General features: G+C 60.7%; 12 protein-coding genes. 4 read left to right on the forward strand and 8 right to left on the reverse strand.

The genetic code is table 11. From position 1 onward, the window contains the following. On the reverse strand, positions 1–199 hold a 199-nt coding region (locus tag C4N04_RS28610; RefSeq protein ID WP_280954368.1), incomplete at its 3' end, for an acetyl-coenzyme A synthetase N-terminal domain-containing protein. 229 nt (positions 200–428) lie between these two features. Here C4N04_RS28610 and C4N04_RS28615 point away from each other — a divergent pair. Beyond that, positions 429–1,136 (forward strand): DUF1013 domain-containing protein, encoded by a 708-nt coding sequence (locus C4N04_RS28615; protein ID WP_003571448.1) that lies wholly within the window; start codon positions 429–431, stop codon positions 1,134–1,136. 78 nt (positions 1,137–1,214) lie between these two features. Here C4N04_RS28615 and C4N04_RS28620 read toward each other — a convergent pair whose 3' ends face one another. The 3 genes from C4N04_RS28620 to C4N04_RS28630 form a co-directional block, all read right to left on the reverse strand. After that, positions 1,215–2,150 carry a flagellin gene (locus tag C4N04_RS28620; protein ID WP_096764521.1) on the reverse strand — a complete coding sequence of 312 codons (936 nt, stop codon included), beginning with the start codon at positions 2,148–2,150 and terminating at the stop codon, positions 1,215–1,217. Positions 2,151–2,401: 251 nt separating this feature from the next. After that, entirely contained in the window at positions 2,402–4,312 is a 1,911-nt protein-coding gene (locus C4N04_RS28625; RefSeq protein ID WP_106797601.1) for a propionyl-CoA synthetase, read from the reverse strand. A gap of 82 nt (positions 4,313–4,394) precedes the next feature. Continuing rightward, positions 4,395–5,054, reverse strand: a complete 660-nt coding sequence (locus tag C4N04_RS28630; RefSeq protein WP_106797602.1) for a YggS family pyridoxal phosphate-dependent enzyme — start codon at positions 5,052–5,054, stop codon at positions 4,395–4,397. A 201-nt stretch (positions 5,055–5,255) separates the two neighbouring features. Between C4N04_RS28630 and leuS the strand changes: the two genes are divergently transcribed. From leuS to holA, 3 genes are read left to right on the forward strand one after another with little or no spacing between them, the layout of a single operon-like run. Further along, positions 5,256–7,886 (forward strand): leucine--tRNA ligase, encoded by a 2,631-nt coding sequence (gene leuS / locus C4N04_RS28635; protein ID WP_106797603.1) that lies wholly within the window; start codon positions 5,256–5,258, stop codon positions 7,884–7,886. Continuing rightward, a complete protein-coding gene (lptE, locus tag C4N04_RS28640; protein ID WP_038692098.1) occupies positions 7,876–8,397 on the forward strand; it encodes an LPS assembly lipoprotein LptE in 522 nt (173 codons plus the stop codon). Before leuS ends, lptE begins: the two co-directional genes overlap by 11 nt. A gap of 10 nt (positions 8,398–8,407) precedes the next feature. Further along, positions 8,408–9,448 (forward strand): DNA polymerase III subunit delta, encoded by a 1,041-nt coding sequence (gene holA, locus C4N04_RS28645; RefSeq protein WP_106797604.1) that lies wholly within the window; start codon positions 8,408–8,410, stop codon positions 9,446–9,448. On the opposite strand, the gene C4N04_RS28650 is transcribed toward holA, so the two are convergent. From C4N04_RS28650 to mnmG, 4 genes are read right to left on the reverse strand one after another with little or no spacing between them, the layout of a single operon-like run. Next, complete coding sequence (locus C4N04_RS28650) at positions 9,449–10,330, reverse strand: ParB/RepB/Spo0J family partition protein (protein ID WP_106797605.1); 882 nt, start codon at positions 10,328–10,330, stop codon at positions 9,449–9,451. A gap of 31 nt (positions 10,331–10,361) precedes the next feature. Next, positions 10,362–11,156, reverse strand: a complete 795-nt coding sequence (locus C4N04_RS28655; RefSeq protein WP_038692104.1) for a ParA family protein — start codon at positions 11,154–11,156, stop codon at positions 10,362–10,364. Between the two features lie 19 nt (positions 11,157–11,175). Continuing rightward, entirely contained in the window at positions 11,176–11,793 is a 618-nt protein-coding gene (rsmG, locus tag C4N04_RS28660; protein WP_009996162.1) for a 16S rRNA (guanine(527)-N(7))-methyltransferase RsmG, read from the reverse strand. A 24-nt stretch (positions 11,794–11,817) separates the two neighbouring features. Further along, entirely contained in the window at positions 11,818–13,695 is a 1,878-nt protein-coding gene (mnmG, locus tag C4N04_RS28665) for a tRNA uridine-5-carboxymethylaminomethyl(34) synthesis enzyme MnmG (protein WP_106797606.1), read from the reverse strand. Positions 13,696–13,722 lie beyond the last annotated feature (27 nt).

Genomic DNA, 13,722 nt, shown 5'->3' on the forward strand with positions numbered 1-13,722 from the left:
ACTTGATCGAGACCTTGCCGGTAAAGGAGGTGTTCTTGACTTTGGTATAGGGCTTGAACCAGTCGATCCGCTTGCCGTGCTTGCCCCAGAACTTGTCCGGATCCTCGACGCTCTCCTCGTACCATTTCAGGTACTTCTCCTTATCGATCAGGGCACGCGCCTTCACCGACTTCGGCACCGGATGGATCTTCTCCGACATGCAACTCCTCCTCATGGGACATGCGACGGGCCAAGCAATTTATGAGCCCGGACCTCAAATCAGGGCAATTCATAGCAGGTCGCATCGCCACGGCAATTAGACAAAGGTCATTTGATTTCGGAAGAATTGCAATTCTGCGACAGTCCGGTTATATAGCGGCATATTTCCCGGACATTGTGGTGACAATCCACGGACCGCGACCGGCGCGGACGATAGAAGGACTATATCCATGGCTCAAACATTGCTCATGCCGAAGGCGACCGCCATCTGGCTTGTCGACAACACGGCGTTGTCTTTCGATCAGATCGCGCAGTTCTGCAAACTGCATCCGCTCGAGGTCAAGGCAATCGCCGACGGCGAAGCGGCGCAGGGCATCAAGGGCCTTGATCCGATCTCGACGGGACAGCTCTCGCGCGACGAGATCGCCCGCGCCGAAGCCAATCCGAACCACAAGCTGAAGCTTTCCGAGCCGAAGGTGCGCGTGCCGGAATCCAAGCGCCGCGGCCCGCGCTATACGCCGGTTTCCAAGCGCCAGGATCGCCCGAACGCCATTCTCTGGCTCGTTCGCAATCATCCGGAACTGAAGGACGCGCAGATTTCCCGCCTCGTCGGCACGACGAAATCGACGATCGAGCAGATCCGCGAGCGCACTCACTGGAACTCCGCCAACCTGGCGCCGATGGATCCGGTGACGCTCGGCCTCTGCAGCCAGATCGACCTCGACATGGAAGTGGAAAAGGCCTCCAAGGGCCGTCCGCTACCGACCGCGGCCGAACTCGGCGCGACGCTGCAATCGGCGCAGGAAACCGAGCGCCTGACCCCGAGCTACGAGCGCGAGGAAGAAAAGGAAAAGGAAATCGACGCCGATGCCGTCTTCCGCAAGCTGAGCTCGCTCCGCTCGGCCCCGAAGGACGAGGACGACGACGATCACTACTGAGAGATCGACGATCTCATGAAAAACCCCGCCGGTATGAGCTGACCGGCGGGGTTTTTGTTGCGGATTGCCTGTTTCGATTTAGCTGCGGAACAGGGTGAGGATGTTCTGTGCCGAGCTATTGGCAATCGAAAGCGACTGGATGCCAAGCTGCTGCTGCGTCTGCAATGCAGAGAGCTTGCTCGATTCCTCTTCCATATCGGCATCGACCAGGCGACCGATGCCCGAGTCGATCGAATCGTGAAGGCCGCTGACGAAATTCTCCTGCAGCTGGATGCGCGTCGAGATCGATCCCAGAGCCGAGCCGGCAGCGGTCATGGCGCCGAGAACCAGTTCGATCCCGGTCAAGGCTGAGTCGAGTTGACCCTGGGTAAAACCGGTAATGTCGAGATCATAGATTGACGGCATGACGATGACGGTGCCGCCATAAGTGCCGTTAAAAGCGGTGCCGATAATGCCGCTGCTCGTCTCGATCGCACCCGTGCTGGTCATGCCGAAGAGCACATTGCCGAGCGTTCCTGAATCGAGCACGTAGTCGGTCATCTTCACCGACACGGCATTGCTGCCGTCACGGACGAAGGAGGAGACGACGCTCTTCGTGCCGGAAGCGCCGGCCACCCAGTTTTCCCCGGAGAAGGAGGCGGACTGGGCGATGCTGAGCAGCTGCTCCTGCAGTTGGTCGAGTTCCTGCTGGATCTTCGTCTTGTCGACGCCCTTTTCCGTGGCGGCGACGATCTTCGCCTTGATTTCGCTGACGACGTCTAGGGCGCTGTCCATGGCCGCATAGGCGGTGTCGACCTTGGCCGCACCGAGGCCGAGGGCGTCGGAGACGGCGGAAAGCGCCAGGTTGTCGGAACGCATGGTCGTTGCGATCGACCAATATGCGGCATTGTCGGCAGCCTTCTCGACACGATAACCGGAGGAAACGCGACCCTGGGTGTCCTTGAGGCTATCGTTTACGCCGCGCAAAGTCTGCAGCGCTGCCATGGCAGCGTTGTTGGTGAGGATGCTCGTCATGATCCGTTCCACAATAGGAGAAAGGGGCATTCCGGACTACGCGCCGCGCGTCCTTCAGACGCGCAAAGGACACTGTAGCACTTCAACTGCTGCAGAATTTTCTCCTAAATCGATTCCGACTTAAGGAATTATGCAGCAGGCCGGTAACGGCGACTGCGTCATGCAAAGCCTGCTGTGCAAGCCTTTGCCGTTAACAAATCCTTGCGCAACTTGGTTAACAATTCCTCAATTGAGCTTATAGAATCCTTAATTTACATCGGCAGAGAGCCGAAACCGCGCTTGCGCAGCGCCTCGGCGATCTCCTCCAGAATCGCCGGATCATCAATGGTCGCAGGCATTTTCCATGGTATGCCGTCGGCAATTTTCTGCATGGTCCCGCGCAGGATCTTGCCCGATCGCGTCTTCGGCAATCGGTTCACTGTAATGGCCGTCTTGAAGGCGGCGACAGGCCCGATCTGATCGCGAATCATCGCCACCACCTCTGATTCGATTGCCGCCGATTCGCGAGCGACACTCCGTTTCAGCACCAGGAAACCGCAAGGCGCCTGACCCTTCAGCGCATCGATGACACCGATGACAGCGCATTCGGCGACATCGGGATGCCGCGCGCAGACCTCCTCCATCGCACCGGTCGAGAGCCGATGACCGGCGCAATTGATGATGTCGTCGGTGCGCGACATGATGAAGAGATAGCCGTCCTCATCGACATAGCCGGCGTCGGCGGTCTTATAATAACCGGGAAACTCATCGAGATAGGCCGATCGAAAACGGTCGTCCGCATGCCAGAGGGTCGGCAGGCAGCCGGGCGGCAGGGGCAGCCTGATGACGATATTGCCGAGCGTTCCCGCCTCGATCGGATGGCCGGCATCGTCGAGCACCGCAACTTCATAACCCGGCATCGGCAGCGCCGGCGAACCATGTTTGACCGGCAGGGCACCAAGGCCGAGCGGATTTGCGGCGATCGGCCAGCCCGTCTCCGTCTGCCACCAGTGGTCGATGACGGGGATGGCGAGCATGCGTTCGGCCCATTTCAAAGTCTCCGGGTCCGCCCGCTCGCCGGCAAGAAACAGCGCCCGCAAATTGGGCATCCTGTAGCGCGCGATCAGTTCGCCGTCCTCATCCTCTCGCCGGATGGCACGAAAGGCGGTCGGCGCCGTGAAGAGCACGCGCACGTCATGCTCTGCAACGACGCGCCAAAATGCGCCGGCATCGGGCGTACCGACCGGCTTTCCCTCGAAGATCAAGGTCATCACGCCCGATATCAACGGTGCGTAGACGATATAGGAATGGCCGACGACCCAGCCGATATCGGACGCCGTCCAGAAGACTTCGCCCGGCTTCAGCCCATAGATATTCCGCATCGACCAGTTCAGCGCGACCAAGTGCCCGCCATTGTCGCGCACCACACCCTTCGGCTGGCCGGTGGTGCCGGAGGTATAGAGGATATAGAGCGGATCGGTCGCCTTGACGGAAACACAGGCCAGCTCGGCGCCACGGTAAGGCGCCACCGCCGCTTCGAAATCCTCATCACGGCCGCCGACGAGTTCTGCCTGAAGCTGCGGCCGCTGCAGCACCAGGCAGCGCTCAGGCTTCATCCGGGCAAGCTCGATCGCCTGATCGACCAGCGGCTTATAGGCGACGACGCGGCCGGGCTCGAGCCCGCAGCTCGCGGTGATCACCAGCCTGGCGCCGCTGTCGTCGATACGGGCCGCAAGCTCACTGGCGGCAAAGCCGCCGAATACGACGGAATGGACCGCGCCGATACGAGCGCAGGCAAGCATGGAAAACACTGCCTGCGGCAGCATCGGCATATAGAGGATGACGCGGTCGCCTTTGCCGATGCCGAGCGCCAGCAGCGTCGCGGCGATGGCCTTCACCTCGCCGAGGACCTCGTCATATGAGAAGCGGCGCTTCTCGCCGGTCATGGCGCTGTCGAAGATGATGGCCGTCTCACTGCCGCGTCCGGCCGCGACATGCCGGTCCAGGCAATTGTGGCAGGTATTGGTTTCCGCCCCCGCAAACCAGCGGCCGTAAATACCGTCATCAGGCGAAAACACCCGCTCCGGCGGCTTGAACCAGTCGATCTCGGCGGCGGCTTCGCGCCAGAAGGCTTCGGGATCGCGTTTCCAGGCCGCATAGGCCTGATGATAGCCGTTCTGCATCTGCTCCTCCCCAGGACATGCAAGCCTCGATGTTAATCTAGGGAGAGGGGAGGGGAACGGGAAGCCCGACCAAAGCAGCGTATCAGCGCGAGCCGAAAATCGCCGATCCGACGCGGACACTGGTGGCGCCGAAGGCGATCGCCGTCTCGTAATCGCCCGACATGCCCATGGAGAGTTTCTCAACGCCGCATTTCGACGCGAGCTTTGCCAGCAGGGCAAAATGCGGCCCGGGATTTTCCTCGGCCGGCGGAATGCACATCATACCTTCGATCGGAAGACCGAGCTCGCCGCGGCAAAGCGAGACGAAGGCCGGCGTGTCGTCAGGCGCGATGCCGGCCTTCTGCGGCTCCAGCCCGGTATTGACCTGGACGTAGAGCCGCGGTGTCTTGCCTTGCCGCTTCATCTCCTCGGCAAGGGCCCGGGCAATCTTTTCCCGATCGACGGACTCGATCACGTCGAAAAGCGCCACAGCATCCGCCGCCTTGTTTGATTGCAGTGGTCCGATCAAATGCAGCTCGATGTCGGGATGCTCTGCCTTCAGTGCCGGCCACTTGCCCTGGCTCTCCTGCACCCGGTTCTCACCGAAGACGCGCTGCCCGGCTTCGATGGCCGGGCGGATCGCCTCCGCCGCGAAGGTCTTCGACACCGCGACAAGCCGAACGGAGCCGGCCGGACGACCGGCCGCGCGTTCCGCGGCGGCAATCCTTGACCGTACGTCGTTCAGGCGCTCTTGAAGTTCCATCGTTCTGCCTCGACATTTCCGCATGAGAGTGAAGGCAATGAACTAGCCAGCCATTCTGTGCTTGCCAAGGCCCGCTGCCGCGAAATCGCCCGGCCGGGACGAAGATCGGGCGCTTGCAGCGCCTGCAAAACTTGACGCTAAGGTGGTTTCATGGTGAAGGTCTCGACCAACCTCCCCTGATTTTCCGGAATTTCGAATACAATGGCCACCGAACGTTATAATCCGCGCGATGCCGAGCCCCGCTGGCAGCAGAAATGGAACGAAGACAAGGTCTTCGAGACCGACAACGCCGATCCGCGCGAAAAATATTACGTCCTCGAAATGTTCCCCTATCCGTCGGGGCGCATCCATATGGGCCATGTCCGCAACTACGCCATGGGCGATGTCGTTGCCCGCTACAAGCGCGCCCGCGGCTATAACGTGCTGCACCCGATGGGCTGGGACGCGTTCGGCATGCCGGCGGAAAACGCCGCCATGGAGCGCGGCGTCCACCCCGCCTCCTGGACCTACCAGAACATCGCCTCGATGAGGGCGCAGTTGAAGGCCATGGGGCTTTCATTGGACTGGAGCCGCGAATTCGCCACCTGCGACGTCGACTATTACCAGCACCAGCAGCATCTCTTCATGGATTTCCTCGAGAAGGGCCTGGTCTACCGCAAGCAGTCGAAGGTAAATTGGGATCCGGTCGACAACACGGTGCTCGCCAACGAACAGGTGATCGACGGCCGCGGCTGGCGTTCCGGCGCGCTGGTCGAACAGCGTGAACTGACGCAATGGTTCTTCAAGATCACCGATTTCAGCCAGGACCTGCTGGACGCGCTGGATACGCTCGACCAGTGGCCGGAAAAAGTCCGACTGATGCAGAAGAACTGGATCGGCCGCTCGGAAGGTCTGACGGTGCGCTGGGAGATCGTGCCGGAAACGGCGCCGGCCGGCGAGACCGAGATTACCGTCTATACGACCCGTCCTGATACGCTGTTCGGCGCCTCCTTCCTGGCGATTGCCGCCGACCATCCGCTGGCCAAGGACGCGGCCGCAAAGAATGTCGAGATCGAGGCCTTCTGCGAGGAATGCCGCCGCGCCGGCACCTCGCTCGCAGCACTCGAGACCGCTGAAAAGAAGGGCCTGGACACCGGCATCCGGGTCCGCCATCCGCTCGATCCCGCCTGGGAGCTGCCCGTCTATATCGCCAATTTCGTGCTGATGGATTACGGCACGGGCGCGATCTTCGGCTGCCCCTCCGGCGACCAGCGCGACCTCGATTTCGCCCGCAAATACGGCCTGCCGGTCGTGGCCGTGGTGATGCCTGGTGATGGCGACGCTGCGAGCTTCTCCGTCGGCGATACCGCCTATGACGGCGATGGCGTGATGATTAATTCGGGCTTCCTCGACGGCAAGACGACGCAAGAGGCCTTCAATATGGTTGCCGACCGGCTGTCGGCCGCTTCGCTCGGCAATACGCCGGTGGCTGAGCGGAAGATTAATTTCCGCCTGCGCGACTGGGGCATTTCACGTCAGCGTTATTGGGGCTGCCCGATCCCGGTCATCCATTGCGAAGCCTGCGGCGTCGTGCCGGTGCCGAAGAAGGACCTGCCGGTGAAACTGCCGGAAGACGTGACCTTCGACCAGCCGGGCAACCCGCTCGACCGCCATCCGACCTGGCGTCACGTCGCCTGCCCCAATTGCGGCAAGGATGCCCGCCGCGAAACCGACACGATGGACACCTTCGTCGATTCGAGCTGGTATTTCACCCGCTTCACCGCGCCGTGGGAAGCAAAGCCGACCGATCCTGAGGCGGCTAATCGTTGGCTGCCGGTCGATCAATATATCGGCGGCATCGAGCACGCGATCCTGCATCTGCTTTATTCGCGCTTCTTTACCCGCGCCATGCGCGAGACCGGTCACGTCGCCGCGAGCGAACCCTTCAAGGGCCTGTTCACCCAGGGCATGGTCGTTCATGAGACCTACAGCCGCAGCGCCGGCGCCGGACGTGAATGGGTGGCTCCCGCCGATATCCGCATCGAGGAGATCGATGGCAAGCGCCGCGCCCTGCTGCTGGCGACAGGCGAGGAGGTCGCCATCGGATCTATCGAGAAGATGTCGAAATCGAAGAAGAACGTCGTGGATCCCGACGATATCATCGCCTCCTATGGCGCCGATACCGCCCGCTTCTTCGTGCTGTCCGATTCGCCGCCGGAGCGCGACGTCATCTGGTCCGAGGCGGGTGTCGAAGGCGCTCACCGTTTTACCCAGCGCCTGTGGCGGCTGATTTCTGAAGCGGCCGGCGTCCTGTCGACCGTTGCAGCCGCACCGGCGAGCGAGGGCGAGGCGCTGGCGATCTCGCAGGCGGCGCACAAGACGCTGAAGGCCGTTCAGAACGACTATGACAAGCTCTGGTTCAACAAGGCAGTCGCCCGCATCTACGAGCTCGTCAATGCGCTCGCCGCACCGCTGACGAGGGTTGCGGCAGGTGAAGGCGATATCGCCTATCGTGCCGCCGTGCGTGACGCGGCCGAAATTCTGATTCAGCTCGTCGCCCCGATGACGCCGCATCTTGCAGAGGAATGCTGGGCCACGCTCGGCAATACGGAGCTGCTTGCCCGCACCGACTGGCCGCGTTTTGTCGAAGCGCTCGTCGTTGAAAACGACGTTGTGCTGCCCGTGCAGATCAACGGCAAGAAGCGCGCCGAATTGACAATTTCTCGCGATGCCGATCAGAATGCCGTCACCAACGCCGTGCTGGAACTGGATGCGGTGAAGAACGTGCTGAACGGTCAGGTGCCGAAGAAGATCATCGTGGTTCCCCAAAGGATTGTGAACATTGTCGTCTGATATCACCCGCAAGCTGGCCCGCAATGCCGGCATCGCCATGATCCTTGCCGCCTCGGCATTGCTGTCAGCCTGCCAAGTCCGGCCGCTTTATTCCGAGAGCTCGGGCGTCACCGAAAAGCTGTCCTCGGTCGGCTTTTCCGAGGCATCCGGCCGCGTCGGACAGCAGGTCCGCAACCGGCTGATCTTCCTGGCGTCGCGCGGCGCCGGCGAAGCGGCAAATCCGCAATATCACGTCGAATTGCGGACCACGTCGAGCGTCGCCGATACGCTTCTGCGGCAATCCGGCGATACCTCGCGCGCCGGCCGTGTGACCGTCACCGTCACTTATACGCTGAGCGCTGTCGCCGACGGTCGCGTCATCAAGGCCGGGAGCCGCCAAGCGACCGCACTGGTGGACTTCTCCGAGCAGGAATTTGCCAAGCAAAGGGCGATCCGAGATGCGGAGAATCGCGCCGCCGATCAGACGGCGGAATTCGTAGGCGCCGATCTCGCTGCTGCCCTCAGCCGCTGAGGGCGGGCAGATGGCGGAGATAAAGTCGCACGAGTTCGAGACCTTTCTGCAGAAATCGGCGCAGAACTACCGGATTTTCGTCATTTATGGCCCGGATCGGGGTCTGGTGTCCGAACGCGCCGGTCAACTCGCCGGCAAGACCGGCGTCGCGCTGAACGATCCTTTTTCGCTGACAAAACTCGATATCGCCGATTTGCAGAAGGATCCCGGGCGACTGGTTGACGAGGCCCAATCCATCGGGCTGTTCGGCGGCGAAAAACTCATCTGGATCCGCGGCGCCGCCAACGAAAAATACCTTGTCGATTCGCTGGCGCACCTGGCTGAAAAACCGCTCGAGGCCGCCTATCTGATCGTCGAGGCCGGCGATCTGAAAAAGGGATCGCTGCTGCGCAAGACAGCGGAAGCCGCGCGAGCCGTCATGACGGTACCGTCTTATGCCGATGACAGCCGCGCCTTGAACGGCTTGATCGATGCTGAACTCGGGGCGGAAAAGCTCGGCATTACACCGGCGGCGCGCCAGGCGCTGATCGCCTTGATCGGCGGCGATCGCATTGCCTCACGCAATGAAGTGCGCAAACTCGCCCTCTACTGCCGCGGCCTTGATACGGTCGAAGAACATCACGTTACCGAAATAATCGGCGATGCCAGCGCGATCTCCGTTGATGATGCCGTCGACGCCATCCTCGGCGGCGATCTCACCGGCTTCCTCCACGCCATGCAGAAGATCAGCAGTTCAAAAACAGCGATTTTTCTGGTGCTTCAGGCCTGCCTGAAGCAGTTTCAGCTTCTCGATACCATGCGTGCAGAGATGGATGAAAAGCGCCTGCAGGCGCCGCAGGTGATGCAGACGATGGGACGGCATCTGCATTTTCGCCGCAAGCCGATCCTCGAGCAGGCGCTTCGCCAGTGGTCCCCGGAAGGCATCGCGCGTGAATCCAACCGTCTGCAAGCGGCCATTCTGCAGAGCCGGCGTCGGCAGGTGCTGGAAGACAGCGTTGCGATGCAAACACTTCTCTCCACCACCCTGCAATCAGGCCGCAAGTCGGCGTGATTATCGCCGTTCCAGCAAGCGGCAGACTTCCTCGAGCTGCTCAAGCGACTTGTAGGAAATTTTGATCTGGCCGCCGCTGGTTTTGTGATTGATTGACACCTCGAGCCCGAGGGCATCGGACAGCGTGCGTTCCAGCGCCAGCGTATCCGAATCTTTTTGATCGCGGCGCGAGGCCATCTGCTGAGGCTCCGATTGCGCCTTGATATTGTTCTGCGCCAGCTTTTCGGCATCACGCACCGACATGCCCTTGGCAACGATCGTGCGGGCAAGGCTTGCCGGATCGGGCGTTGACACCAGCGCACGCGCATGTCCGGCCGAAAGACTGCCGGCAGCCAGCAGATCGCGAACCGGATCCGGCAGTTTCAGCAAACGCAGCGAGTTGGCGACATGGCTGCGGCTCTTGCCGATAATTTCGCCGAGATCGTTCTGGGTATAACCATATTCGGCGATAAGCTGCTCGTAGCCCAACGCCTCTTCAAGAGGATTGAGATCCGCGCGCTGGACGTTTTCGACAATAGCAATCTCAAGCGCCGTCTTGTCGTCGACATCGCGGATAATCACCGGGATTTCGATCAGGCCGGCAAGCTGCGCTGCCCGCCATCGCCGTTCGCCGGCGATGATTTCATAGCGGTCCCGCTCCATCGTGCGCACCACGATCGGCTGCACGATGCCATGCTGGCGGATCGAGCTGGCAAGATCGTGCAATTCGGTGTCGTCGAAAAAACGACGGGGGTTGCGGGGGTTGCGACTGACGAATTCTATCGGGATCATCCGATCGGCGCTGACGGTTCGCTCAGCCTCCACCGGAACGGGTTGATCCATTTCACCAATCAACGCCGCAAGACCACGGCCCAATCGCCTTTTCGATACATCGTCATTCATGATCTACACTCACCTGCATCCTGAAATGATTTTACGCAGCCAGTCTCTGGCGCTCCCGCTGAATGACCTCGGAGGCCAGCTGCAGATAGGCCTGGCTGCCCGCGCATTTCAGATCATAGAGAATGGCCGGCTTGCCGTAGGACGGCGCTTCGGACACCCGGACATTGCGCGGAATTAACGTATGATAAACCTTCTCGCCGAGATGCGTGCGCACGTCATTCACCACCTGTTGGGCAAGATTGTTGCGAGCATCGAACATCGTTAGGACGATGCCCTGGATATCCAGCCGCGGGTTAACCGTCCGACGCACCTGGCTGACGGTTTCGAGCAGTTGGCTCAGTCCCTCGAGCGCGAAAAATTCGCATTGCAGCGGTACCAGCACCGAATGGGCCGCCGCCATGGCATTCATCGTCAGCAGATTGAACGAAGGCGGGCAATCGAGAAGGATATAGGAAAATGCCATGGCTTCGGCGGACGACAGTGCCTTCCGCAATTTAAAGACGCGATCGCTCTGCTGCGAGATTTCCATCTCGATGCCGAGCAGATCCATGGTCGATGGCACGATGAAGAGGTTGGGAACGGCAGTTTCCAGCGTCACCTCGCTGATTCCGCGCTCTCCGACCATCAGGTCATAGGAGGAAAGTTTGCGATCGCGACGGTCGATGCCGAGGCCGGTGCTGGCATTGCCCTGCGGATCGAGATCCACGATCAGGACGCGCTCGCCGATGGCGGCCAACGCTGTTGCCAGGTTGATGGCGGTGGTCGTTTTGCCAACGCCACCCTTCTGATTTGCGATGGTGATTATCCGGTGTCGTTCGCCAGCCATTGCCGCAATATCCGATCTGTTAAACCAAGCGCCGGAGATTCGATATTTCCAAAATCACGGATTCCTGCTCGACGGCGCTCTTATGTTCTACCAGATCGAATTCCCACCGGCCACGCGCTTCATCGATTTCCCTCAGGTAATCCCGGCCTTTGTGAAAAAATCCACGACAATTTCCCTTGCCAAGCATCCAAGGTGCTGCATAGCCGATCAGCCCGTCGAGGTCGGCGAGGGCTCTGGCTGAAATCGCACCACACTCGCCGATCTCGGCATGGGCATCCTCGATTCGAATCGCGTGAACGCTCCCGCGTGCGTTTGTCTCCCGCAGTGCGGTTCGCAAAAATGCTGCCTTTTTGTGATTGCTTTCGACAAGATGCACCCACCCATCCTGCAGCTCCGCCAGGAAGATTGCGGTGATCACGCCGGGAAAGCCACCGCCGCTGCCGAGATCGACCCAGCGAACTGGCTCGGGGTAAATCTGGAAAATCTGGCTGCTGTCCGCGATATGACGCCGCCACAAATCATCGAGCGTCGATGGCGCTACGAGATTGATGGCTTTTGCCCATTTCTGAAAGAGTGCCGCAAAATGTTGGAGTCGTGCCTGTGTTTCACGTGAAACACGCAAACCGTTCAATTCCATTCTCAAAGACTCTCAAATCTTGTGTTAGGCAATTTGGCGCTCTGCACCGCTCCGGCGGCGCAAATGCACCAGCAACAGCGCAATAGCGGCGGGCGTCATGCCTTCGACAATGGCTGCCTGCGCGACGTTGAACGGACGGGCCGCACTAAGCTTTGTCTTGAGCTCGTTCGACAAGCCGGAAAGCGCAGAGTAGTCGAAATCATCGGGGATACGCCGTTCCTCGTCGCGCTGCTGGTCAGCAATGGCCGCAGCCTGCCGGTCGAGATAAACGGAGTAGCCCGCCTCTATCTCCAACGCCTCGGCAACCGTCGGCCGGATCGCGCCCAGAGCATCCGGCCAGACCCGCCGGAGGGCGGCAAAGTCGTAGTCCGGGTAGGACAATAAATCATAGGCCGTCCGGCGCTGACCATCCAGATTGATGTTCAGGCCGGCGCGCCGCGCTTCATTGGGGGTCACCTTCAGCGACATCAACTGGGCGCGCCCGGCGTCGACTTCTGCTTGATAGACTGTGAATCGCCGCTCGCGTGCACGGCTGACGCAGCCAAGCCGCATGCCAAGTGGTGTCAGCCGAGCATCAGCATTATCGGCCCGCAGCGTCAGACGATACTCCGCGCGCGACGTAAACATCCGATACGGTTCCGTAACGCCTCGCGACGTGAGGTCATCGATCATCACCCCAATGTAAGAATTTGTTCGGCTAAAATGGAACGGATCCGAATCGGTGCTTCGCAGTGCAGCATTCAAGCCTGCCGCCAACCCCTGCGCCGCTGCCTCCTCATAACCGGTGGTCCCGTTGATCTGGCCGGCGAGAAACAGGCCTCTCAGCCGCTTAACTTCGAGCGACGGCGTAAGCTCCCGCGGGTCGACATGATCATACTCGATGGCATAACCCGGCTGGAGGATCCGCGCCGTCTCGAGTCCGGGAATGGTCTTTATGAAGTCCGCCTGGACCTCGGCCGGCAGCGACGTCGAAATGCCATTTGGATAGACCGTATCGTCGTCGAGGCCTTCCGGTTCGAGAAAGACCTGGTGGCCGTCGCGTTCGCCGAACTTGACCAGCTTGTCCTCGATGGATGGGCAGTAACGCGGCCCGACACCTTCGATCTGCCCGGAATACATCGCCGAGCGTTTGATATTGTCTATGATGATCCGATGTGTCGCTTCGGTCGTCCGGGTGACGCCACATTCGATCTGCCGCGTCGTGATCGAATCGGTCATGAACGAAAAGGGCACGAGATCCTCGTCCGCACCCTGCCGACCGACGGACTGCCAGTCGATTGTCTTGCCATCCAGCCGGGCCGGCGTGCCCGTCTTCAATCGCCCCAAGCGCAGCCCCAACCGGGCCAGAGTTGCCGACAACCCCAGCGAGGGGGGTTCGCCGACGCGGCCGGCGGGTGTCTTATCCGAACCGATATGGATCAGACCACGCAAAAACGTCCCGGTCGTCAACACGACTGCCGGCGCTTTCAGCCGCCGGCCATCCTTCATGATCACGCCGGCAACACGGTTATCGACGACGTCGAGATCGAATGCGTCGCCCTCGACGATATCCAAGCCTGGTGTCGCTTCGATCGCCGCCAGCATCGCCAGTCGATAGAGCTTCCGATCCGCCTGCGTTCGCGGACCGCGGACGGCGGCACCCTTCTTCCGGTTCAACATTCTGAACTGAATGCCGGCAAGATCGGCGACCCGGCCCATCAGACCGTCCATCGCGTCGATCTCGCGGACCAGATGTCCCTTGCCAAGCCCACCAATCGCCGGATTGCAGGACATGACACCAATCGTGTCTCGCCTGTGGGTGACCAAGGCGGTTTTCGCCCCGAGGCGCGCAGCTGCACTGGCAGCCTCCGTGCCGGCATGGCCGCCGCCGATCACAATCACATCATAGACATTGCCGGTCATCTCAAACTCCAACTCGGCGGGTTTCAC

The organism is Rhizobium sp. H4 (genome assembly GCF_003013335.1).
In the GTDB taxonomy this organism is placed as follows: Bacteria; Pseudomonadota; Alphaproteobacteria; order Rhizobiales; family Rhizobiaceae; genus Rhizobium; species Rhizobium sophoriradicis.

What these genes read in the sequence shown, in the direction of transcription:
- C4N04_RS28650 (WP_106797605.1), bottom strand. Translation starts at nt 10,330, where the DNA reads ATGAATGACGATGTATCGAAAAGGCGATTGGGCCGTGGTCTTGCGGCG.
- mnmG (WP_106797606.1), bottom strand. Translation starts at nt 13,695, where the DNA reads ATGACCGGCAATGTCTATGATGTGATTGTGATCGGCGGCGGCCATGCC.
- leuS (WP_106797603.1), top strand. Translation starts at nt 5,256, where the DNA reads ATGGCCACCGAACGTTATAATCCGCGCGATGCCGAGCCCCGCTGGCAG.
- C4N04_RS28630 (WP_106797602.1), bottom strand. Translation starts at nt 5,054, where the DNA reads ATGGAACTTCAAGAGCGCCTGAACGACGTACGGTCAAGGATTGCCGCC.
- C4N04_RS28615 (WP_003571448.1), top strand. Translation starts at nt 429, where the DNA reads ATGGCTCAAACATTGCTCATGCCGAAGGCGACCGCCATCTGGCTTGTC.
- C4N04_RS28625 (WP_106797601.1), bottom strand. Translation starts at nt 4,312, where the DNA reads ATGCAGAACGGCTATCATCAGGCCTATGCGGCCTGGAAACGCGATCCC.
- holA (WP_106797604.1), top strand. Translation starts at nt 8,408, where the DNA reads ATGGCGGAGATAAAGTCGCACGAGTTCGAGACCTTTCTGCAGAAATCG.
- C4N04_RS28620 (WP_096764521.1), bottom strand. Translation starts at nt 2,150, where the DNA reads ATGACGAGCATCCTCACCAACAACGCTGCCATGGCAGCGCTGCAGACT.
- rsmG (WP_009996162.1), bottom strand. Translation starts at nt 11,793, where the DNA reads ATGGAATTGAACGGTTTGCGTGTTTCACGTGAAACACAGGCACGACTC.
- C4N04_RS28655 (WP_038692104.1), bottom strand. Translation starts at nt 11,156, where the DNA reads ATGGCTGGCGAACGACACCGGATAATCACCATCGCAAATCAGAAGGGT.